This is a genomic window from Bacillus sp. ISL-78 (assembly GCF_018613455.1).
Lineage (GTDB): Bacteria > Bacillota > Bacilli > Bacillales > DSM-1321 > Peribacillus > Peribacillus frigoritolerans.
Map to the genome: position 1 here is coordinate 237,444 of NZ_JAGGQC010000003.1, position 21,945 is coordinate 259,388.

Genomic DNA, 21,945 nt, shown 5'->3' on the forward strand with positions numbered 1-21,945 from the left:
TTTTTATTTTCCCCTATAATTTCCTTTTTGAAGTTTTGAACCAACTTGTATGCCCAAAAAATTCTCTTATGATTTAATGTATTGAATAATTTAAAGGTTATTATTAAAAACACGTTTTAACTGTATATTAATTATGGTAAGATAAAAATGAATGTAGTGGAATGAGGTGAAATTCGATGCGTTATGCTTGGACAATTTTTTGGACATTCTTATTAGTGCATATGACTGTATATGTTGTTTCTTCCATGATCGGAGTTTCATACGATGCTGCTCAGGGAACGATTTTAGGATTGGCTGCTTCTATCCTGATTCTTATCATCCCTGCTATCTTGCCTGCTGGGCCAGCTAAAGACTCCCATCAACATTAAGAAGCAAAAGAGGACATCCTTTTTAGGATGTCCTTTTTGTTATACCATACTTTGCTTACGGGTAAACTGCATGGCGACGTTTTTATATGAGGACCAATTCATCATGATCATAATCAATCGTGATTCCTTCTTTAAGCTCAACAGTCCCAGCTATGATTTTACGGGCGATTTTCGTTTCGAGATGCTTTTGGATGAATCGCTTCAGCGGTCTTGCTCCATATACCGGATCATATCCCTGATCCGCAATGAATTCCTTAGCCGCTTTTGTGACGTTGAGGACTATATTTTGTTCAGTTAACCTCACTTGTAATTGATGAACCATTTTATCTACGATTTCAACGATTTCTTGTTTTGTCAGTGGTTTGAATAAAACAATATCATCAACTCGATTCAAGAATTCCGGACGGAAATGCCCTCTTAATTCTTTAAAGACCTGATCTTTTATTTCTTCTTCAATGCCACCATCCATCCGGTTCGATTGCAATAAGAAATGGGAACCGATATTGGAAGTCATGATGATGACCGTATTTTTACAGTTGATTGTTCTGCCTTGGGAGTCTGTTATTCTTCCATCGTCCAACATTTGCAGTAAAATATTGAAGACTTCCGGATGCGCCTTTTCAATTTCGTCCAATAATATGACGGAGTATGGGTTTCTCCTAACAGCCTCCGTAAGCTGGCCGCCTTCCTCAAATCCTACATAACCGGGAGGTGCACCAACAAGTCGGGACACGGAATGTTTCTCCATATATTCCGACATATCAATTCGGATCATATGTTCCTCACTATCGAATAACGTTTCTGCCAAAGCTTTTACCAATTCGGTTTTACCGACACCAGTCGGCCCAAGAAAAATGAATGAACCGATTGGCCTGTTTGGATCTTTTATGCCAGCCCTTGCTCTTAAAACAGCATCGGATACGAGTTCCACCGCTTCTCCTTGACCGATTACACGTTCATGCAGGATATCTGATAGGCGAAGCAGCTTCTCCCTTTCACTTTCCACCAGCTTGCTTACCGGAATCCCTGTCCACCTTGCAACAATCGAGGCAATTTCCTCCTCCGTCACTTCCTGGCGAAGCAATCGTGATTCCTGTTTTTCCTTTTCCAATTCGTCTTCCATTGCTTCCAATTCTTTTTGAAGCTGCGGAATCCTTCCATGCCTAAGTTCAGCTGCCCGGTTAAGGTCATAGTCATTCTCTGCCTGTTCCAGTTCGTGACGCAGTTTCTCAAGCTCTTCACGTTTGTCCTGTACCTTTTGAAGCGCTGATTTCTCCATTTGCCACTTGGATTTCATGCTATTCGCTTGATCCTGAAGTTCTGATAGTTCTTTTTGGAGCACTTTCAGCCTTGCTTTGCTTTGAGGGTCGTCTTCATTTTTCAGGGCCGCTTCTTCAATTTCAAGTTGCATGACTTTTCTCGTGATTTCATCCAACTCGGATGGCATGGAGTCGATTTCCATGCGGATCATCGCACATGCTTCATCCACAAGATCGATCGCTTTATCCGGTAAAAATCGCTCCGTTATATAGCGGTTCGAAAGGACAGAGGCTGCAACGATCGCCCGATCATGTATCCTGACGCCATGATGAATTTCAAACCGTTCCTTTAATCCCCGCAAAATGGAAATCGTATCTTCAACATCCGGTTCAGGAACCAGAACCTGTTGGAAACGGCGTTCCAAAGCCGGATCCTTTTCAATATATTGCCGATATTCATCAAGGGTCGTTGCACCGATACAATGCAGCTCACCGCGCGCAAGCATCGGCTTTAACATATTTCCGGCATCAAGGGCGCCATCCGTTCTTCCTGCACCGACAATTGTATGCAATTCATCAATGAATAAGAGAATTTTGCCGTCACTCTTCTTGATCTCATTCAACACTGCTTTTAGGCGTTCCTCAAATTCACCTCGGAATTTGGCCCCTGCGACAAGTGCACTCATATCGAGTGAAAAAACGGTCTTATCTTTTAAACCTTCCGGCACATCCTTCCTGACGATCCTTTGAGCCAACCCCTCGACAATCGCTGTTTTACCTACTCCAGGTTCTCCTATTAATACAGGATTATTTTTCGTTTTCCGTGAAAGGATCCGGATGACGTTACGGATTTCCGTATCTCGACCGATTACTGGATCGACCTTACCCGATTTAACCTCAGCAACGAGATCTCTGCCGTATTTTTTCAATACTTCATAAGTGCTTTCAGGATTTTGACTAGTCACTCGCTGATTCCCCCTTATATCGCTTATAACCCGTTTTGCTTTATCATAATCAATTCCATATGATGAAAATAGCCTGTTTACATTCGTTTTATTGACTTGCAAAGATGCAAGCAGTATATGTTCGACAGATAAGTATTCATCCTCCCACTTCTGCATTTCCTTTTCTGCAGCCGTCAGAATTTGCTGTAGGGAGGATGACATGTAAACCTGGGAAACACCCCCGCTCACTTCCGGTAATCTATCCAATTCCTTATCCAGCTCTATATCAAATAGATTCACCGGTTTACCAGATTCCGATAAAATCCTGATTAATAAAATTTCATCCTGTTCCATTAAGACCTTTAATAAATGAAGCTCCGTCAGCTCAGGATTCCCTCTTTCATTGGCTAGTTCCTGACCGCCAGTGAATGCCTGCTGGGTTCTCTCCGTCATTTTATTAATATCCATCTTGAAACCTCCCATTCATCTATATCATGAACGAATCCCAACTGGTTTGACCAATTTTGACCTTTATATTTTCATTATACTTCTAATTCTGCCCATGTAAAGGAAAGTTATAAGAAATGCAGTAGTTTGGATAATAAACGGAAAAAGCCTTTCTTCATATAGAAGAAAGGCAGACCCATTTGAAACATGGATACATTCCTTTATGGATGAAACAAAAATGGTTTATGCTTTCACGGCCGTTTTATTGTAACCATGAAATTCATCGACGAATTGGAAATCCCTATCCGTCCGACATGCTAGGATCGTATCTCGGAGCAGAATGCCTGCATCGGTCGTATTGTGGATGATTTCCCCCCACATTCTTGCACTCGTTTGAACATTTGCCGTACGTGGTATGCGTTCCTCCTGATATTCCAAAAATGCCTGTTCAATGTCATTCCCATGCTTATGAAGCATATCAGACAAATAAGCTGCATCTTCTAAAGCCTGGCAAGCCCCTTGTGCCAAGTATTGAAGCATCGGATGTGCCGCATCGCCCATAAGTGTAATTCTTCCTTTTGTCCAATTATCAATTGGTAAACGGTCATACATCGGCCAGCGGCGTTGTCTTTGAATGAATGAAATCGCATTCTGAACAAGCTCACAAGTTCCGGCAAATACACGGTCCATTTCTTCCGGTGTTCCCCATTGATTTGTTTTTTCGTTTTCTTCCGTATATTGAGAACTTTTGAAAACCACTACTTGGTTATAAAGTTCTCCCCTTCTAACCGGATATTGAACAAGATGAAGGTCTGGCCCAATCCACATGTATACATCATTTAAATCTCCATGGCTCGTAACCTCCTCCATCGGGATCGCTCCCCTGTATGCAACATATTGTGAGCATACCGGCTGATCTTCCATAAAAAGTTTCCTTGCCTTGGACCATAATCCATCGGCACCAATGACAGCAGTTCCTGAATGTTGCGACCCGTTGGCCGAAGTAACCGTCACTTCACCTTCATACTCTACTGTCTCAATAATGGTTTGATTCGTGACCAGTTCTATATACGGGTTCTTTTCACAGGCTTCAGCCAGTACTTTATGCAAATCGGAACGATGCAAAACAACATACGGAGCTCCGTATCTTTCTTTATAAACCTCACCTAAATCCAAAGCGGAAAGCTCTTTTCCGGAAAAGGCGTCCATCAACACCAATCTTTTTGGAAATACTGCAATATCATTGATTTTATCCATGACACCTAAACGCTGCAATACGTTGGTGGCATTTGCTGCAAGCTGAATCCCTGCACCAATTTCCCCAAATTCGGGAGCTTGTTCTAGGACTTTTACATACTGTTTTGTTTCTGCGATTCCTAAAGCAGTTGCCAATCCGCCAATTCCCCCACCGATAACGATGAATGGTTTTTTTTCTGTGTTCATCATCAATTCCCCCTATATTAGTTGCTTTTAGCCAAAGTTGCGGACCACTACCAAAGTAAGCGTTTTCATTCGAATGGCATTCATCTATTCACTAGTATCTTAGCTGAAGATTCCAAACCGATTATTTTCAAACCAAAACAGGCTTGAATTCACTTTCAACCTTTTGGTATCCATTGTTTGTGTCTAATGCTTGTTGCTGTTCCAAATCGAATCTTTCCATTATTGGTAGGTCATTTACCGAGAATAAGTAAGAATCCGCTTCTGCAACGTGCTCATGCCATGCCCAATTCGGAACGACGAAGTAATCTCCCTTGGACCAGTCAAAACGCACTCCATTAATGACCGTATATCCTGATCCTTGGTGCACTTGATATATCGTGGAATGGGTGTGGCGATGGGCTTTCGTATGGAAACCTTTAGGAAGTTTCTGCATCCATGCCCCCATCGTCGGATTGGCCGTTTGGCCATTTGATGGATTGATATATTCCACGGCAAAACCTTCATATGGATCCGGTTCGAAATTCATCAATCCTTCTATCGCTGCTTTGGTGCCCTTCCACTTGTAGTTGGCAAGCGGTGCCACTTGTGAATAACGGTCGGATACTGGACGAACCATTCCGCCTTGATAACGGAGCTCTGAAAAATTATCCGGCCGCTTAGGCGTTTCAATCCGATCTGGATATGGATCAAAGAAAGTGCCGCCTATGGAATAGATGGTTGGGATATCAAGGGCATCCATCCAAACCATTGGTTTTTCCCCAACATGTCCATGACCATGCCATAAGTTTTTAGGCGTGATCAAAAAATCGCCTTCTTCCATGAAGATCCTTTCTCCCTGCACGATGGTGTAGGCACCTTCACCCTTCGTAATGAAACGAAGTGCACTTTGGGAATGACGGTGGGAAGGGGCCACTTCACCTGGCAACAATAGCTGGACCGCTGCATAAAGCGTTTGTGTTGTCGAAGCCCATCCCCAAGGCTGGCGATAAGTAAGGCCAGGGTTTTGAAAATAAATCGCCCTGCGCTCCCCGCCTCGGTCAGGTGTGAAGATTTCAGCCGCTTCCATCAATTTTTTTGTCAAAAGCTCTTCTTTCCATAAATAAGCATGCGCATGAGGTTTTGGTTCATGGTCCATCAGAGCGGGAATGGCTTCCCACAGCGGCCCAAGGTTATACTGCTGAATATCCTTTGTAAAATCTTTTACGATTGTACTATTCATGTATTCCGATTTTGCAGCCATATTAATCCCTACTTTCTTTTTTATCTGCCTTACTGGATTTTAGAAAGATTTCGCTTAATTTGATCATAATGTCCTGAAACATGCTCATCGATGAAGTGATCGACTATATAAGAAACTGGTCTGTTTCCGAATTTAGCGAAATTCCGGTGAGGCGATTCTTTGGATAGTGTTGCTTCATCTAAATTCCCGAGACCGCTGTCCACTTTATATTTAAGCTCCTCCACTTGCTTCCTGACATCATCCACAGCAAGTTTGTCAGTATCGGTAACTGCCGCCAATCGGGCTGGATCTTGCAACCCACGCCCCCATTCGGCTCCAGGCATCGCTATTACAGTTTCCACTTCACCTAACCAATAAGGAATGGCTTCAGCTAAATGGGAAAGTATCTGCATGATTGACCATTCATCCTCTGCTGGTTTAAATCGGATCGTTTCTTCCGGTAGGTTTGCCGTTGTCTCAAGAATATGGTCGATTGATTGTTGAACCGATTGGATTGATGTCCCGATTTCCTGATAAGCCATTTTATTTTCCCTCCCCAACACGTCTTACGCGGTTTTCAAGATAACCTATTTTGTCGATTTCGATTTTGACAACGTCACCATCTTTTAAGAACACTTGCGGATCACGGGCTACTCCTACCCCACCCGGTGTTCCTGTTAGTACGATGTCACCTGGTTCAAGAGTCATTAAGTTCGATAAGAATTCAACTAGATACTTCACATCGAATACGAAGTTGGATGTATTCGTTTTTTGGCGTTCTTCACCATTTACCGTTAATCGGACATTTAAGCCTGATGGATCGGACAGTTCATCGGAAGTGACTAACCAAGGCCCCATCGGAGCACTTCCTTCAACTGTTTTCCCTTGTAGCCACTCAAGTGTACGCCTTTGGATATCGCGGTAAGTGACATCATTCGCAATTGTATAACCAGCTACATAATCAAGCGCATCTTCTTTTGAAACATTACGTGCCCTTTGTCCGACAACAAAAGCGAATTCCGCTTCATAATCCAGTTGTTCCGAGATTGGGAAAAACGGTATATCATCCTGGGGACCGATAACTGTATTGGCGAACTTTGCGAATACTACAGGGAATGGCGGCAGTTCACGACCCATTTCAGCAATGTGTTCACGGTAATTATGGCCGACACAAATAATTTTGCTTGGCTTTTGGACAGGGGCCTCAAGCTTTATATTTTCAATTTCATGTACCAATTGATGTCTGAAGGAATCACGATTGTTAATAGCGTAGTCCGCAGCCTTTTGCGCTATGGAAAGGCTTTCATTCCCTCCCTGTAAAAACTCCTCCATTCTTGCAGGGACATAAGCGTCAGCAATTTGTTCACTGCGAAGTTTCCCTTCGCTTTCAAGAAGCGCTTGATAAGCATAGTTCAAGTCAACTACTACATTCTCCGGGTAAATTGCACCGATGCGTTTAAATCCTTGACTGCTGAACGTTACTAATTTCATTTTCATTCTCCTTTATTAATCTGGATTTTTTTTCCTCTTTTTGATGCCAACATCCTAATTCTGCTGGATTCGCTTCTCAAGCCAGAATTAAAATGACTTTACAGCTCTTTTTTTCACTTATAGATAACTCTGTTCACTATTTATATAAATAATAACTCAATTTTCGGAATATTGTCAAGAAAGTATTGCGAATTTTTGTGCAAATGTTATCATCTGAACCATTATCAGTACTGGGGAATCAAAAAGTGCGCTGAAGTTATTCATTTAATAGGAACGTATATTGATAGCTTCAAGCAGCCGGCGGTTTTTCTGCTGAATTTCATGTATATTTTACAGATTCTGATATACTAGACCTAAATTAAAACAGATTAGGGAGATTGATTTATGGAAATCGTAAAATCCGGTTCGACGATTCAATCATTACAAATAGGGATGAGCATCATAGATTTACTTGCTTCCCAAAGAACTCCTTTAAGATTCTCTGATATTCAGGAATTAACGGAGATAACGAAAAGTAACCTCTATAAGTATTTGAATACTTTGACTCAACTGGAGTTACTATATCGCGATAAGACAACCGGCATGTATCACCTTGGGAGCAAATTGATTCAATACGGAATGGCAGCGATAGGAAATGAGGACGTAACGAGCAGAATAACTCCTTATTTACAGGAAATCAGTCACCATACTTCCTGCACGGTCCTTTTTTCCGTTTGGACATATGATGGACCAATCACGGCAAAAATATGGAATTCCAATCAAAACTTAAACATAGGGGCACAGTTAGGTACGCGACTTCCGCCATCATCCTCTTCCGGAAAGGTATTCACTGTATTTCAGGATCCTTCCTTGACGGCGGAATGGATTGAAAAAGACCGTAATGTTACGGGCTCGTTCCTTAAAGAAACAAATGAATATGATAAAATTAGGGAATACAAAATAGCTTTTGCCAAAGAGCCTCTTGTACCATCCGTATCCTCCATGTCCATTCCGGTTTTTAATTATAATTCGGAATTGTTGGGAGCAATCACTGCCGTTGGGTTCACCGAAAACATTCCTGATCATTATGAAGATCCTTTAAGCGTCTATTTAAGGAAAAGCTGTTTGGAAATCTCGAATATATTCGGTTATTCCGCTGAATAGAAAAAAAGCAGGAAGAAGGATGGCGACCATTCCTTTTTCCTGCTTTTAGATGTTTCATGGCTTCCGCTTATAGGTCCATATCCGATTATGATTGGATGTTTCAGGAAAAGAATCCCCTGCATCCAGCTTTATCATTTTCGGATTCACTACCGTGCTGCCCGTTTCACCGATTTCTACGTAGGTCCCATTATTCGGTGCCTTCTGACCTGGCTTAAATTGACGATTTTGCCCCATAGATTTCACCCCTTTACATGCTTTCCCTGTTATTATTACCAGGTTCATACCTTTCATGTCAGAAAAATTAGGTACATACAGGAAATTCGGCTGAATTAAAAAGCATCTGTTCTCTGAGCAGACGCCTTTTTAAGTTTTTAAAAATTGACCGTCGATTGGAACGTAAGGCACTCGCTTTCCGCGGACGGTCCGCCCTCTGCGCAATTGCGCCTGCGGGGGCAGTCTCCCTTCGACGCGCTTTTACCTACAGTCTTTTTTGTTTAAATATCAGTATTGATCCAGTTATTATTCTCTAACTGCTACAAAAATCAAAAAGGTTTCGGAATATGACCATTCCGAAACCTTTTTTTCTACAAACTGAGTGACTGCTCTCTGAGGTAAGCTTTTTTGGTTAAGACATTAAGTCCACTAGGACCGCCTTTTGGGCATGAAGGCGATTTCCGGCTTGGTGGAAAACGACGGAATTAGGTCCATCGATGACTTCAGCCGTAACCTCTTCCTCCCGATGTGCAGGCAGGCAATGCATGAATAAATAATCTTCTTTAGCAAGTTTTACTAGCTCACCATTGATTTGATAATCTTTAAAAGCTTCTAAGCGGATACCATTCTCGATTTCCTGCCCCATGGAAGTCCAAACATCTGAATAGACGATATCCGCATCTTTAATGGCCTCCGAAGCTGAGGTTGTCACCAAAATTTCACTGCCAGCCTCTTCTGCCACTTTTTTAGCATAGGCGACGACCTTTTCATCAGGTTTGTAGGCGTCAGGACAACCAATGGAAAAATCCATTCCCATTTTTGCACAGCCTACCATCAATGAATTGGCAACATTATTGCCATCACCGATATAACTCATCTTCAAGCCTTTTAACCGCCCTTTTATCTCGATGATCGTCAAGAAGTCTGCAAGTACCTGACAAGGATGGGCAAGATCTGTTAGCCCATTGATGACTGGGATAGAAGCATTTTCTGACAATTCCAGGATTTTTTCATGCTCGAAGGTACGAATCATGATGCCATCAATGTATTCAGAAAGGACTTTTGCAGTATCGGAAATAGTTTCACCACGTCCAATTTGCAAGTCATTGCCACTTAGGAACAAAGCGTGCCCGCCAAGCTGCATCATGCCCACTTCAAAAGAAACACGGGTACGGGTAGACGATTTTTCAAAAATCATCCCCAGCGTTTTCCCTTTTAAAGGCGTATATTCTACACCTGCTTGCAATTTGCCTTTAATGGTCTGCGCTAGCTTTAATAAATCTGCAATTGCCGTTGGTGTAGTCTCTTTCATGGTCAAAAAATCTTTTCCATTTAAAATCTTCGCTTGTGTCGGTGCCGTCATTGAACTCATACGTGTGACACTCCTTTCGAATATGATACAAGCCATTCCTGAAGCGAGGTAACCCCTGGATCAGCATTTTCCACCGATTGCAGATAGGCATTGAACGTCTCTTCTTCCGTAAAAGCAAGCAGTCGGTATTTCGCTGCAAGTAACCTTAGCTGCTTATCTTCCTCCGTTGTTCCATATGCTAAAACGACCGCCGCATTTCCTTCATTTAACCATTCATTAAAATCTGAATTCCCCAATGTCAAACCTGCTTCTTTGATTTTCACTAACAGGTCTTCACTTAATTGAACTGATTCTGATTGATAAACGCCTGTGGTATGATTAGCTTTTTGAGCATGGAACACTTTTGTCAACGCTTCATTTACCGTTTCCCCGATGGCGATTCCTTCACCTGTTGATTTCATTTCCGGACCTACCTTCGAATCAAGTCCGCTTAGTGCAAAAGTAGAGAATACGGGATATTTGACAACTGCATATGGAATTTCATCCATTAAGCCCGTTTTTTCGAACGCATTCGACAATGAATATTTCCCAAGCAATATTTTTGTCGCTATTTGCACCAAGGCCACATCGGTCACTTTACTGATGATTGGTATTGTTCGACTTGCACGAGGATTCACTTCCAATACGTATACACTATTTCCCTCTATAACGAATTGGATATTCATAAGACCTTTATAACCAAGTTCACTAACTAGTTTTTTAGCATAAAGGGTCATTTTATCTTTCATATCATCCGTTAAGGATTGAGCTGGCAATAAAGCCATGCTATCTCCTGAATGGACGCCTGCTTTTTCTATATGTTCGGCAATGATGGGAATATAAACATCATTTCCATCAGCAATCAAATCGATTTCGGCTTCCTTCCCTGCAATATAGGAATCGATCAACACGGGATAGACTAGTGCCGTTCCATTAGCCATTCTATTCAACAAGCTTTCCTTGGAGCGGATGATTTCCATTCCCTGGCCGCCAATTACATAGGATGGGCGTAAAAGTACCGGAAAGCCGATGGCCTCTGCCCGGGAAATTAATTGTTCTTCTCCATTAGCCATTGAACCTGGTACATGGGGGATATCCAGTTTTTGAAGAAGCTGATAAAAACGATCACGATCTTCTAATTGATCAAGCGTATCGAAGGATGTCCCCAACAAATTGACACCGTACTCTTCCAGGCCTTTAGCAAGGTTTATCGCAGTCTGACCGCCAAATTGGACGATAACATCTTTTATGTCTTCCGCTTCTATTACATTAAGAACATATTCAAGGGTCAACGGTTCGAAATAAAGGCGATCTGCTGTCGCAAAATCCGTGCTTACCGTTTCCGGATTATTATTGATCATGATCGTTTCAACATTTTCATCCTGGAGTGCATAAACACCATGAACTGAACAGTAATCAAATTCTATTCCCTGTCCGATGCGGATTGGGCCGCTGCCAATCATCAAGACTTTCTTTTTATTCGTTATTTGCTGTTCGTTCTCACCAAAATATGTTGAATAGTGATAGTTTGTATGTGATTCGAACTCGGCTGCACATGTATCGACCGTTTTGTAGACAGCCGTAACACCTAATGATTTCCTGTGTGCTCTCACTTCCATCTCATTTACTTTCCATACGGAAGCAAGATAGCGGTCTGAAAAGCCCTTTTCCTTGTATGACTGAAGTTCTTCCCTTGTTACCTGATCGATTGCCTTAGCTTCAATCTCCATTTCTCTTTGGATCAATGAAGCAAAGGATTTAAGGAAGAAATAATCTATGGCTGTCGCTTCATGGATTTCTTCAATCGTCACGCCTTTTCTAAGCATTTCAAAAATGACAAAGATTCGTTCATCCGATTTTTCGGCAAGCTTTCCCCAAAGTTCAGGAACGGTTTTATTTTTCAGAGATGATAGCTGCAGCCCAATCGTTTTTAATTCCAAAGAATCGACGGCCTTTTGGACTCCACCCTCAAAGCTGCGGTGTAAAGCCATGACTTCACCAGTTGCCTTCATCTGAGTTCCCAATTTGCGGTCGGCGGTCGTGAATTTATCGAATGGCCACCTTGGGAACTTCACCGCTACATAGTCAAGCGCAGGCTCGAAGCTTGAATATGTGCTTTTCGTTACAGGATTGATGAGCTCCGACAAATCGTAGCCGACAGCTAGCTTTGCCGCTATGCGGGCTATTGGATAACCTGTTGCTTTTGAAGCTAGTGCCGATGAACGGCTGACGCGCGGGTTCACTTCTATTAAATAATATTGCTTGCTATTCGGATCAAGTGCAAATTGAATGTTACAGCCACCTATGATCCCTAAAGCAGAGATGATTTTAATGGATGCTGCACGCAGCATCTGAAACTCATCGTCCGATAAAGTCTGTGATGGTGCCACGACGATCGAATCACCTGTATGGATCCCTACCGGATCGATATTTTCCATATTACAGATAGTGATGCACGTATTGTTGCCATCCCGCATAACCTCATATTCGACTTCCTTAAAACCAGCTATGCTTCTTTCAATCAAGCATTGTGTAATTGGGCTTTCTTGCAGTCCGCCCCGTACAAGTTCCTTAAAGGTTTCCAGTGAATCGGCAATACCACCGCCGGTTCCGCCGAGTGTATATGCGGGACGAACGATGATGGGGAAACCGATTTTGTCCGCAAAAGCCAGCGCTTCCTCAAGAGTATGGACAATCGTACTGTCGGGGACGGGTTCACCTATTTCAAACATCAACTCCCGGAACAGCTCACGATCCTCCCCTTTTTTGATGGAATCGATCGGAGTTCCCAATAATTTGACCTTATATTTTTCAAGTATTCCAGCATCATCCAACTGATAAGCTAGGTTCAATCCTGTTTGACCGCCTAATGTAGCGAGCAGGCCATCCGGCTTTTCTTTGGAAATGATCTTTTCGAGTACATCAACCGTTAAAGGTTCGAAATAAACAGCATCCGCATTCATTTCATCAGTCATGATTGTTGCCGGATTGTTATTGACCAGTATGACTTTATATCCTTCTTCCTTTAAAGCGAGGCAGGCCTGTGTACCTGCATAATCGAATTCGGCGGCCTGCCCGATGACAATCGGCCCCGAACCAATCACTAAAATGGTCTGTATCGTGTTGTCCTTAGGCATAAGCTTTTTCTCTCCCGCTATAATCATTTATCATTTGTAAAAAGTCTTTGAATAGTAATGAACTCTCGATAGGTCCTGGATTTGCCTCTGGGTGGTACTGGGTAGTTAAGATTGGCAAGTCTTCATGCATGAGTCCCTCAACCGTGTTATCATTCACGTTTCTGAATCTCACTTGAAGCGATGTTCCTTGCAAGCTCGGTTCATCAACCTCATAACTATGATTCTGCGAACTCATATACACCTGTTTCGTTTTCAAATCGACCACGGGCTGATTCGCACCCCGATGTCCAAACAGCATTTTTTTGGTATTTCCACCTAAGGCAAGGGCCGTTAATTGATGACCGAGGCAAATGCCCATCGTGGGAAAAGTAGTAATGATCTTTTTTAAGTTTCCTAAAAGGTATTCAAGCTGTTTTGGATCCCCAGGCCCATTTGAAAGCAAAATACCATCTGGCTTCAAATCCTTGATTTGCTCGAATTCCGTATCGAATGGTACGACAGAGACTCGGCAGCCTTGAGCGACCAATGAATCCAAGATTGATTTTTTATAGCCGAAATCCATCATCACAACGTGCTTGCCGCCTTCACCAAATCTCTCGACAACCTTTGTGGATACCTCGGCTACATGGGCTGATAAACCATTCAGGCCTGGTACGACAGTGTATTCTTCTTCAGCTGTGATGACTGCCTGCATGGAACCTTCCTGTCTTATATTCTTAACGACCGCTCTTGTGTCAACATGGCTTAAAAGAGGAATGTTCCACTTGTCTAAATATTCACCAATTGAATATTTAGCCTGATAATGGGAATGGCTCATATTTCCTTCATATACAATCACACCGGCAACATGCGGCTTTTTACTTTCAAAATCATGTTCATTGATTCCGTAATTTCCGATTAGTGGGTATGTGAAGATGACAATCTGGTCCTTATATGAAGGATCTGTCAACACTTCTTGATATCCGGTCATTCCTGTAAAAAAGACAATCTCTCCAGTGATTGTTTTTTCAGTCGATTTAGTCAGCAGTTCCCCTTCAAAGACGGAACCATTCTCTAAATATAGATAGCTTTTCATGATCTTCACCTCTTTAGATGATGTATATTTATATACACAATAGCATAATTATTCATTTTATTCTATAAAAATTCAATAAATTTAGACAGTTTGTTTTATTGCCAATACTTTTTTGATTTTGTTAATCGCCGTATCGATCTCCGATTCGGAAACAGTCAGGGATGGAAGTAAACGAAGTACTTTAGGACCTGCACTCAATATAAGTAAGCCCTCTTCTTGCAATTCCATTAAAAACACCTGAACATCTTGTTTACATTCAATTCCGACCATCATTCCCAGACCGCGAATCTCTTTCACTTCTTCGATGCCATTCAATGCTTTTGCCAATTCGTGCTCAAGGTATTCCGCCTTTTTAACGGTTTCTTTTAAAAACCCTGATTGAAAAATTTCCTTTAATACAGCTTCGGCTGCTGAGACACTAACTGGATTCCCTCCAAAAGTGGATCCATGACTTCCAGGGCCAAAGAATACAGACAACTCTTCCTTCCCAATCATCGCCCCGATTGGCAGGCCATTTCCCAACCCCTTTGCTGAAGTGATGATGTCCGGCAGAATATTGAAATGCTGGAATGCAAATGGCTTTCCTGTACGTCCTATCCCAGTCTGAATTTCATCTATGATAAGGAGGGCTCCGTGTTCTTGGCATTTAGTTTGAATCACGTCCAGATATGATTGCTGTACAACATGGATGCCGCCTTCTCCTTGAACGATTTCAATCATTACAGCTGCCGTATTTCCATCGATGGCTGCTTTCATGGCATCATGATCATTAAATGGAACATATTCGAACGAAGCTAGCATCGGGCCGAAACCAGTCTTGATTTTTTCCTGTCCCGTTGCCGCCATCGTTGCAAACGTACGCCCATGGAAAGACTGCTGACAAGTGATAATTTTACTTTTCCCGGTAGCTTTACGAGCTAGTTTGATGGCTGCCTCATTCGCCTCGGCACCGCTGTTGGCAAAGAACACCTGACTTAATCCTGAGGCATCAGCCAGCATTTTTGCTGTCCTTTCCTGAATGGAGCTTTGAAACATGTTCGATACATGCCAATATTTATTAAGTTGTTCCGTCACGGCCATTTTTACCTTCTCATGACAATGTCCAAGATTCAAAACCCCGATTCCGGATGTGAAATCCAGATACTCTTTACCTGTTTCACTCGTAATCTTCAATCCTGACGCTGTTCTTGGCTCAATGTCCCACCTAGCGTATGTAGGAAATAAAGAACTCATTGAAATACCCCTTCTTCCTGAAGAAATTTTGTACCTATGAATTGTCCGCCTTGATAAAAATGCTCTTTCCCACTAACGATCATCACTTCTTCAATCCCTTTATTCAGCACCGACAAGGCTGTATTGACTTTCGGGATCATTCCACCATGGATACTTCCATCCATGATCAAATTCTTCGTTTCCGTTTCATTCAATTTTTCAATGATATGCCCATTCTTCAAGACCCCTTGAACATCGGTCACAAATAAACACATATCAGCCGATAGTGCCTTAGCTACAGACCCGGCAGCCATATCGGCATTCACATTTAATTTATTGCCCTCTTCGGTAGATGAAATGGGCGTCAATACCGGACAATAGCCTTTTTCGAATAAAAGTCCGAATAATTCAGTATTGACTTGTTGTATTTCACCGACAGCCCCAAGTTTCTGTTCATCGATATAATCACCTGTGAGAATTCCGCCGTCCGAGCCATTTAAACCGACTGCCTTTATGCCATGGGCTTCCAATTTATGAACGAGGCTGCGGTTCGATTTGCCTGCCAGCATAAGTTCAACAATTTCCAGCACTTCTGTGGTCGTTTTTCTTAACCCATCTTCAAATACTGGTTCAATTTCAAATTTTTCAAGCATTGAATTTATATCAGGGCCGCCCCCATGCACAAAGACAATATGGTATCCGCGGTTTTGTAACTCTTTAATACTATTGAAAAACGACTCCGATAACTCATTGATGATGCTGCCGCCGCACTTTATAACCAATATGTTCATACTTTTCACCTCTTACGAACGATAGCTTCCGTTTATTTTCACATAATCATAGGTTAAATCGCAGCCCCATGCCGTGCCTGATTCATTACCATCTTTCAAATAAACTTGAATGATGATGCTTTCATTTTCCAAGTATGCTTTGGCTTCTTCCTCAGAAAACATAATCGGCTCACCGTCTTTAAGTACGACGATATCACCAAAAACGATCGTTGTTTGATCCGGATTGAATCCCACTCCGCTTCTTCCCATTGCAGCTATGATTCGGCCCCAGTTTGCATCCGCTCCAAAAGCTGCCGTTTTCACAAGATTTGAACCGACGATCGTCTTCGCCATCATCTGTGAATCTTGTTTCGTTTGCATGCCATGAACATTCACTTCTATCAGTTTAGTTGCACCTTCTCCATCTTTCGCAATTTGTTTGGCGAGGTTTTCGGAAGTTTGTTTTAATAATTCCAGGAAGATGGACCATTCTGGATGGTCAGGTGTCAAAGGTTCATTGTTCGCTTCTCCATTCGCGAGCACCAACACCATGTCGTTCGTTGAACAGTCGCCATCAACCGTGATTTGATTGAATGTATCATTGGTAATCGAGGATAATGCTTGCTGTAAATCATGCGGTTCAATGACGGCATCCGTCGTAATGAAACCTAGCATTGTGGCCATGTTTGGATGAATCATTCCCGAACCCTTTGCAGCACCGCCCATTTTCACGGTTTTACCGTCGATGATTGTTTCATAACCACAACTCTTCGTTACAATATCCGTTGTTAAAATGGCGGTACCGAACGCTTCAGCAGCTTCAGGTGTATTTTCTGGCTGCAATGCCTCTATGCCGTTTCTTACTTTTTCCATCTCCATGAATTCCCCTATGACTCCCGTTGAAGCCACTGCAAATGAATGGTCCTCCAAACCGAACTTTTGAGCCGCAAGCTTCCTCATTTCATTTGCATCTTTTAAACCTTGTTCACCTGTACAAGCATTCGCACAAGCACTATTCACTACAATGCCGTGAAGTTTTCCAGTAACGGCAATACTGTCTTTCGTTACATTGATTGGAGCCGCTTGAACGACATTTTGTGTATAAACGGCCGCGGCTGATGCTGGGACATCGGTAAAAATGATGCCAACATCCTTTTTAGAATAGCGTAATCCTGCATGGACACCCGACGCTTTGAAACCTTGGGGCATTAAAATGTTACCTTCTTGAATTTGTTTGATTTCTTCAACTGACTGTAGTGTATTCATTGGTTCCCTCCATAGTTTACGGATATAGCGGACTGTTCCATAGTCCTGCCGTTTCTTCTAATCCCATTAATATATTTGCATTTTGAATGGCCTGCCCTGCGGCACCCTTCACTAAATTATCAATAACCGAAACCACCGTTACCTTACCTGTTCTTTCATCATAATCTACGCCCATGTCGCAAAAGTTCGATCCGTATACTTGTTTCGTGGATGGAAAGCGATCAAGGGGCTGTACCCGGACAAATGGGTGGTTCTCGTAAACCGTTTCGTACAAATCCTTTAATTCAACATTTGAGGTTTCCCGATTTACCTTTATATACATCGTTGCCATAATCCCTCTTGTCATTGGAACAAGATGGGTATTGAAGGTAATAGGCTGTAAACCTGATGACCATCGCCCAAGCTGTTGCTCGATTTCCGGTATGTGCTGATGTTGATTCACCTTATATATCTTAAAGTTCTCATTCATTTCACTAAAATGAGTGACTGCAGAAGGTGATTTACCCGCCCCTGAAACCCCGGATTTTGCATCGATGATCACATCGGCATCCGTTCCGGCCAATCCTTCAGTGAATAAAGGGGCAAGACCTAATAGTGATGCGGTTGGGTAGCACCCAGGATTTGCAATGATCGTCGCTTTTTTTATAGCTTCGGCATTCCATTCAGCCAATCCGTATACCGCTTCTTCAATAATATGCTGAGGTGCTGCCGGCTTTTTATACCAGTTTTCGTATTCACCTGGAGTTTTAAGCCTAAGATCTCCTGATAGATCTATCACTTTAATGTCGAGGTCAGAAAATTCCGAAATCAGTTGTGATGAAACACCTGAAGGGGTTGCAAGAAATACAATATCGGATTTTTTTGCAATCGCTTCCGGGTCGATTTCTTCTAATGTATATTTCATATGCATGAAATGTGCATTTTCTTCATATAAACTTCGACCAAATTGGGATGAAGTATGCAATGATTTTATTTTAAATTGCGGATGATTATTCAAAAACCTTATTAGTTCCATTCCTCCATAACCCGTTGCACCTACTATTGATACGTTCATAAAACCATCTCCTATAATTTCAGGTCCCTGTCAATCTTTGATTCTATTATTATAAGACTGAATAAAAATAAAATCAAATGTATTTTTATAAAATTATAAACATAAATTTTAAATGAAATATTATCCACCAAAACTCCTAGAATTATCCAAAGATGTTGACTACTAGGATTTTTTCCGTTTAAATCAAAGGTAGTAATTGAGTAATGACGGTTTCTGAAAGGTGGTCATATGCATGAATGAATTATCGTTATCCAATCGGATGCAAGCAATTTTAGATAATAAACAACAAATTAAACATATGGAAAAAGGGCGCTACCTTTTTCATGAGAACACCCCGGCAAGTGATTTGTATTACATTATAAATGGGAAAGTAGAAGTGAGTAAGGTTGTTCCCGACGGTCGGGAATTAACTATACGCATTAGTTCGAAGAATGATTTGGTTGGGGAGACAGTCTTATTTTCTCAAAACCCTAAATATATGATGAATGCAAAAATGATGGAAGATGGTACTGTCGCGGTTATTTCCAAAGAAGCATTAGAAGAAAAGATCGCCTCCGATAGCCATCTCGCAGTCGAGATGATGACATGGTTATCCGCTCAAAACCGTAAAAATCAGGCTAAATTCCGCGATATGCTCCTTCACGGTAAGAAAGGTGCATTTTACTCCACCCTCATCCGTTTATCAAATAGCTATGGCACCGAAGCGGAAGACGGCAAAATTATCAATCTTCCCTTTACAAACCAAGAACTCGCCAATTTTTGCGGCACATCCCGCGAAGTAGTCAATCGAATGCTCGCTCAATTAAGGAAAAACAATGTGATCTCCATTAAAAAGGGACGCATTACGATTCTTGACTTTGACTATTTGAAACAGGAAATCGACTGTGAAAACTGTCCAATAGAAATCTGTACAATCGATTGAATCCTTTCCCATAAAAAGCAGCAATACATAAAGCCTTAATGATCTTAATCATGAATGGAATTTATTTCAGACCAAATCCATCTCTAGGACCATTGAATTATTTTCATTACCTGTATCCTAAATAAAAATGCATAAATAAAGTATAAACATGGGCTTTGCCATTGACCGGCATCAGGTCCTGACAACTATACAAAAAAGGGATGGCATAGCGCCATCCCTTAATTTTTCATTCGGACGGATTATCCGCCAATGAATGACATTTCGATTTTTTCCTGTTTCTTCACCGTTCCCGCTGCACGCTCATCCGAATAGCGGTCGTCCCTAAGGTTCCAAAGTGAAATGATGAACCCTGTCAATTCTTCATCGGTCATGTCGGAACGGAGCAATGACTTCAAGTCATGTCCCTTTCCATTAAACAGGCATGTATATAAACTTCCATTGGCAGAAAGACGTGCACGTGTACAGCTTGAACAAAAAGACTCGGAAACCGAGGTAATGAAGCCTACTTCTGCAGTAGTGCCCTTATAGCGGAAGCGTTTTGCGACCTCTCCAAAATAATCTTCTTCAACTGGTTCGACATCGAATTCGGTTTGGAGCATTGCAAGCAGTTCTTTTTTCGTAATGACATTCTTTAACTGCCAGCCATTTGTATGTCCGACATCCATGAATTCTATATAGCGTAATTGAAGGCCCTCATCTTTACAAAATCGGGCCATCGGCAGGATTTGAGATTCATTGGTTTCTTTTTTGACTACCATATTCACTTTAACGCCAAGCCCTGCTTCTTTAGCAGCAGTGATGCCTTCAATAACGGGCTTTATGCCGATATCCCTGCCGTTCATCTTTTTGAAAAGGTCGTCATCGAGGCTGTCCAAACTGATATTCACCCTCTGCAAACCAGCTTCCTTCAAATTTACGGCATGTTTTTTCAAGAAGACCCCATTCGTGGTCAGTCCAATATCTTCAATGCCTTCTATTTTAACGAGATTTGAAATCAGAGTGGTAAGATCTTTCCGGAGTAATGGTTCCCCTCCAGTCAATCTTAGTTTTTTTACCCCTAAGCCTGCGAAGATTTTAGAAAGCCTTACAATTTCCTCATAAGATAATAGCTCACTTTTAGGCAGGAACTGAAAATTCTCGTGAAAAATTTCAGCAGGCATGCAATACTGGCAGCGAAAGTTACAGCGATCTATGACTGAAATCCTTAAATCCCTTAGTGGCCTGTCCAATGAATCTTTAATTTGACTGTTCAATTAACCACTCCTAGCCGAAAGTATTAGAAAAAAACCAGACCATAAAAAGTGGCCCCTTGAATGGGTTCACTTTTTTTGACTGGCTTTTCATTTCTATTACAGAGTTATTATTTGATACCTAATGCAATTTTAGCATATCTGGACATTTTGTCTTTCGTCCATGGCGGGCTCCAGACTATCTTCACGTCCGTTTCCTTGACCTCGGGGATATCTTCCAGAACCAATTTAACTTGATCGACGATCGTTCCAGCCATCGGACAGCCCATTGCTGTCAATGTCATCGTAACGGTGGTCAGACCTTCCTCATCCATATCCACATCATATACCAAGCCTAAATTAACGATATCTATACCAAGCTCAGGGTCAATGACCTGCTCCAAAGCTCCAAGAATAATGTCTTTTGTATCTTGATCCACTTCAATCACTCCTTTTATGGAAAATCTCTAGTTTGTCGGTTTCATCATTATGTCCGTATAAGCATCATAACAGATTTTGAGTGAGTACTTAAGCATTTTGCACAGCAGACAGTAAATGTTTCGCGAACCAGTCAGTTGCCTTAAGCACTCCTTCTCTGCTGACCTTATGCCCAGCCTTAGGGTCAAGGATAAAATCAATTTTTTCTTCTGCCTCGTCATACCCTGCTTTGACCCCTTCATAAAAACTGTATGCATGCTGATAAGGTACAACCGGATCTTTGGCACCATGCCAAAAAAGAAGCGGTCGGCCGCAAAGCTTATCCTGATTAAGACTCAAATCAAATGGCTTAAGCTGTTCAATCACCTTCGCAACTTCCTCATCAGTAGCTGGGAAATCAACTTTCCTTTTCTTAATTTCCTCCATTTGGAGCTCTGCATACGCGACATATGATGGGTTCCCCATTAAACTGACTCCGGCGGAAATCCATTCATATGCAGCCAGAGCCCCATTAGTAACAATTCCCCCCATTGAAGTACCTGCCACGCCAATTCTGTCGGGATCAATCAATTTCCGGGATAATAAATCATCCTTCAGCAAAGACAAATCCTGGATTGTTTGTAAAACCATTTCCCAAAAACGGGGCATCATTTGAGAATCACTTAAACCGGCTTCCCTTTCCCCATGATGAATCACATCGGGTAGAAGCACACGAAACCCCTTTTCAGCCAATAAATAAGCATAGTGCAGGTTATGTTCTTTTGCACTTTGAAAACCATGTATAAAAATAATAAGCGGCAATTCCTGATTGAAAATGGTTTGTTCCCCTAGGTGCAAGACAGGAATTTGTCCAATTAGTTCTTTTTCAATTATTATCAAGTTAACCCCTCCGAATAATTTGTTCCGGTCTTTTCAATCCATTTTCAAAATGGAATTCATTACCTTTAAATCTGAGCTTCGCTTT

General features: G+C 41.9%; 19 protein-coding genes. 3 read left to right on the forward strand and 16 right to left on the reverse strand.

The window, feature by feature from the left end; translation table 11 throughout:
* Nucleotides 1-176 precede the first annotated feature (176 nt).
* Entirely contained in the window at nucleotides 177-368 is a 192-nt protein-coding gene (locus tag J7I96_RS03630) for a YjzD family protein (RefSeq protein ID WP_096339807.1), read from the forward strand.
* Nucleotides 369-450: 82 nt separating this feature from the next.
* On the opposite strand, the gene clpB is transcribed toward J7I96_RS03630, so the two are convergent.
* From clpB to J7I96_RS03655, 5 genes are all read right to left on the reverse strand, one after another.
* Nucleotides 451-3,039, reverse strand: a complete 2,589-nt coding sequence (gene clpB, locus J7I96_RS03635) for an ATP-dependent chaperone ClpB (protein WP_214925587.1) — start codon at nucleotides 3,037-3,039, stop codon at nucleotides 451-453.
* 222 nt (nucleotides 3,040-3,261) lie between these two features.
* Nucleotides 3,262-4,464, reverse strand: a complete 1,203-nt coding sequence (locus tag J7I96_RS03640) for an FAD-dependent monooxygenase (RefSeq protein ID WP_251029086.1) — start codon at nucleotides 4,462-4,464, stop codon at nucleotides 3,262-3,264.
* Nucleotides 4,465-4,588: 124 nt separating this feature from the next.
* Nucleotides 4,589-5,701, reverse strand: a complete 1,113-nt coding sequence (locus J7I96_RS03645) for a cupin domain-containing protein (RefSeq protein ID WP_214925580.1) — start codon at nucleotides 5,699-5,701, stop codon at nucleotides 4,589-4,591.
* 29 nt (nucleotides 5,702-5,730) lie between these two features.
* A complete protein-coding gene (locus J7I96_RS03650) occupies nucleotides 5,731-6,222 on the reverse strand; it encodes a DinB family protein (RefSeq protein WP_214925575.1) in 492 nt (163 codons plus the stop codon).
* A 1-nt stretch (nucleotide 6,223) separates the two neighbouring features.
* A complete protein-coding gene (locus tag J7I96_RS03655; RefSeq protein WP_214925573.1) occupies nucleotides 6,224-7,171 on the reverse strand; it encodes a fumarylacetoacetate hydrolase family protein in 948 nt (315 codons plus the stop codon).
* A gap of 384 nt (nucleotides 7,172-7,555) precedes the next feature.
* On the opposite strand from J7I96_RS03655, the gene J7I96_RS03660 reads away from it, so the two are divergent.
* Nucleotides 7,556-8,314, forward strand: coding sequence for an IclR family transcriptional regulator (locus tag J7I96_RS03660; protein ID WP_214925571.1), 759 nt, complete (start codon nucleotides 7,556-7,558; stop codon nucleotides 8,312-8,314).
* Between the two features lie 54 nt (nucleotides 8,315-8,368).
* Here J7I96_RS03660 and J7I96_RS03665 read toward each other — a convergent pair whose 3' ends face one another.
* The 8 genes from J7I96_RS03665 to argC all read right to left on the reverse strand — a co-directional run bounded on the left by J7I96_RS03665 (nucleotide 8,369) and on the right by argC (nucleotide 18,392).
* The gene (locus J7I96_RS03665; protein WP_214769245.1) at nucleotides 8,369-8,548 is read right to left on the reverse strand and encodes a YjzC family protein; all 180 of its coding nucleotides are present in this window, start codon (nucleotides 8,546-8,548) and stop codon (nucleotides 8,369-8,371) included.
* A gap of 391 nt (nucleotides 8,549-8,939) precedes the next feature.
* Nucleotides 8,940-9,899: an ornithine carbamoyltransferase gene (gene argF / locus J7I96_RS03670; protein WP_214925568.1), complete on the reverse strand. Its 960-nt coding sequence runs from the start codon at nucleotides 9,897-9,899 to the stop codon at nucleotides 8,940-8,942.
* Nucleotides 9,896-13,015 carry a carbamoyl-phosphate synthase (glutamine-hydrolyzing) large subunit gene (locus J7I96_RS03675; protein ID WP_214925566.1) on the reverse strand — a complete coding sequence of 1,040 codons (3,120 nt, stop codon included), beginning with the start codon at nucleotides 13,013-13,015 and terminating at the stop codon, nucleotides 9,896-9,898. Before J7I96_RS03675 ends, argF begins: the two co-directional genes overlap by 4 nt.
* Complete coding sequence (locus tag J7I96_RS03680) at nucleotides 13,008-14,090, reverse strand: carbamoyl phosphate synthase small subunit (protein ID WP_214769250.1); 1,083 nt, start codon at nucleotides 14,088-14,090, stop codon at nucleotides 13,008-13,010. The genes J7I96_RS03675 and J7I96_RS03680 overlap by 8 nt, the downstream gene beginning before the upstream one ends.
* 81 nt (nucleotides 14,091-14,171) lie before the next feature.
* Nucleotides 14,172-15,323 (reverse strand): acetylornithine transaminase, encoded by a 1,152-nt coding sequence (locus J7I96_RS03685; protein ID WP_214925559.1) that lies wholly within the window; start codon nucleotides 15,321-15,323, stop codon nucleotides 14,172-14,174.
* Nucleotides 15,320-16,093 carry an acetylglutamate kinase gene (gene argB / locus J7I96_RS03690; RefSeq protein ID WP_214925556.1) on the reverse strand — a complete coding sequence of 258 codons (774 nt, stop codon included), beginning with the start codon at nucleotides 16,091-16,093 and terminating at the stop codon, nucleotides 15,320-15,322. Before argB ends, J7I96_RS03685 begins: the two co-directional genes overlap by 4 nt.
* 12 nt (nucleotides 16,094-16,105) lie before the next feature.
* Complete coding sequence (gene argJ / locus J7I96_RS03695; RefSeq protein WP_214925544.1) at nucleotides 16,106-17,338, reverse strand: bifunctional ornithine acetyltransferase/N-acetylglutamate synthase; 1,233 nt, start codon at nucleotides 17,336-17,338, stop codon at nucleotides 16,106-16,108.
* Nucleotides 17,339-17,354: 16 nt separating this feature from the next.
* Nucleotides 17,355-18,392: an N-acetyl-gamma-glutamyl-phosphate reductase gene (argC, locus tag J7I96_RS03700; RefSeq protein ID WP_214925541.1), complete on the reverse strand. Its 1,038-nt coding sequence runs from the start codon at nucleotides 18,390-18,392 to the stop codon at nucleotides 17,355-17,357.
* 232 nt (nucleotides 18,393-18,624) lie between these two features.
* On the opposite strand from argC, the gene J7I96_RS03705 reads away from it, so the two are divergent.
* Nucleotides 18,625-19,314 (forward strand): Crp/Fnr family transcriptional regulator, encoded by a 690-nt coding sequence (locus J7I96_RS03705; protein ID WP_214925538.1) that lies wholly within the window; start codon nucleotides 18,625-18,627, stop codon nucleotides 19,312-19,314.
* A 239-nt stretch (nucleotides 19,315-19,553) separates the two neighbouring features.
* Here J7I96_RS03705 and moaA read toward each other — a convergent pair whose 3' ends face one another.
* The 3 genes from moaA to J7I96_RS03720 form a co-directional block, all read right to left on the reverse strand.
* Complete coding sequence (moaA, locus tag J7I96_RS03710) at nucleotides 19,554-20,567, reverse strand: GTP 3',8-cyclase MoaA (protein ID WP_214769266.1); 1,014 nt, start codon at nucleotides 20,565-20,567, stop codon at nucleotides 19,554-19,556.
* Nucleotides 20,568-20,674: 107 nt separating this feature from the next.
* Nucleotides 20,675-20,983 (reverse strand): metal-sulfur cluster assembly factor, encoded by a 309-nt coding sequence (locus J7I96_RS03715; protein ID WP_034314562.1) that lies wholly within the window; start codon nucleotides 20,981-20,983, stop codon nucleotides 20,675-20,677.
* 88 nt (nucleotides 20,984-21,071) lie between these two features.
* Nucleotides 21,072-21,860 carry an alpha/beta fold hydrolase gene (locus J7I96_RS03720; RefSeq protein WP_214769269.1) on the reverse strand — a complete coding sequence of 263 codons (789 nt, stop codon included), beginning with the start codon at nucleotides 21,858-21,860 and terminating at the stop codon, nucleotides 21,072-21,074.
* Nucleotides 21,861-21,945: the final 85 nt, after the last annotated feature.

What these genes read in the sequence shown, in the direction of transcription:
- J7I96_RS03675 (WP_214925566.1), bottom strand. Translation starts at nt 13,015, where the DNA reads ATGCCTAAGGACAACACGATACAGACCATTTTAGTGATTGGTTCGGGG.
- J7I96_RS03630 (WP_096339807.1), top strand. Translation starts at nt 177, where the DNA reads ATGCGTTATGCTTGGACAATTTTTTGGACATTCTTATTAGTGCATATG.
- argC (WP_214925541.1), bottom strand. Translation starts at nt 18,392, where the DNA reads ATGAACGTATCAATAGTAGGTGCAACGGGTTATGGAGGAATGGAACTA.
- J7I96_RS03680 (WP_214769250.1), bottom strand. Translation starts at nt 14,090, where the DNA reads ATGAAAAGCTATCTATATTTAGAGAATGGTTCCGTCTTTGAAGGGGAA.
- argB (WP_214925556.1), bottom strand. Translation starts at nt 16,093, where the DNA reads ATGAACATATTGGTTATAAAGTGCGGCGGCAGCATCATCAATGAGTTA.
- clpB (WP_214925587.1), bottom strand. Translation starts at nt 3,039, where the DNA reads ATGGATATTAATAAAATGACGGAGAGAACCCAGCAGGCATTCACTGGC.
- J7I96_RS03685 (WP_214925559.1), bottom strand. Translation starts at nt 15,323, where the DNA reads ATGAGTTCTTTATTTCCTACATACGCTAGGTGGGACATTGAGCCAAGA.
- J7I96_RS03645 (WP_214925580.1), bottom strand. Translation starts at nt 5,701, where the DNA reads ATGGCTGCAAAATCGGAATACATGAATAGTACAATCGTAAAAGATTTT.
- argF (WP_214925568.1), bottom strand. Translation starts at nt 9,899, where the DNA reads ATGAGTTCAATGACGGCACCGACACAAGCGAAGATTTTAAATGGAAAA.
- J7I96_RS03650 (WP_214925575.1), bottom strand. Translation starts at nt 6,222, where the DNA reads ATGGCTTATCAGGAAATCGGGACATCAATCCAATCGGTTCAACAATCA.
- J7I96_RS03665 (WP_214769245.1), bottom strand. Translation starts at nt 8,548, where the DNA reads ATGGGGCAAAATCGTCAATTTAAGCCAGGTCAGAAGGCACCGAATAAT.
- J7I96_RS03640 (WP_251029086.1), bottom strand. Translation starts at nt 4,464, where the DNA reads ATGATGAACACAGAAAAAAAACCATTCATCGTTATCGGTGGGGGAATT.
- J7I96_RS03705 (WP_214925538.1), top strand. Translation starts at nt 18,625, where the DNA reads ATGAATGAATTATCGTTATCCAATCGGATGCAAGCAATTTTAGATAAT.
- argJ (WP_214925544.1), bottom strand. Translation starts at nt 17,338, where the DNA reads ATGAATACACTACAGTCAGTTGAAGAAATCAAACAAATTCAAGAAGGT.
- J7I96_RS03660 (WP_214925571.1), top strand. Translation starts at nt 7,556, where the DNA reads ATGGAAATCGTAAAATCCGGTTCGACGATTCAATCATTACAAATAGGG.
- J7I96_RS03655 (WP_214925573.1), bottom strand. Translation starts at nt 7,171, where the DNA reads ATGAAATTAGTAACGTTCAGCAGTCAAGGATTTAAACGCATCGGTGCA.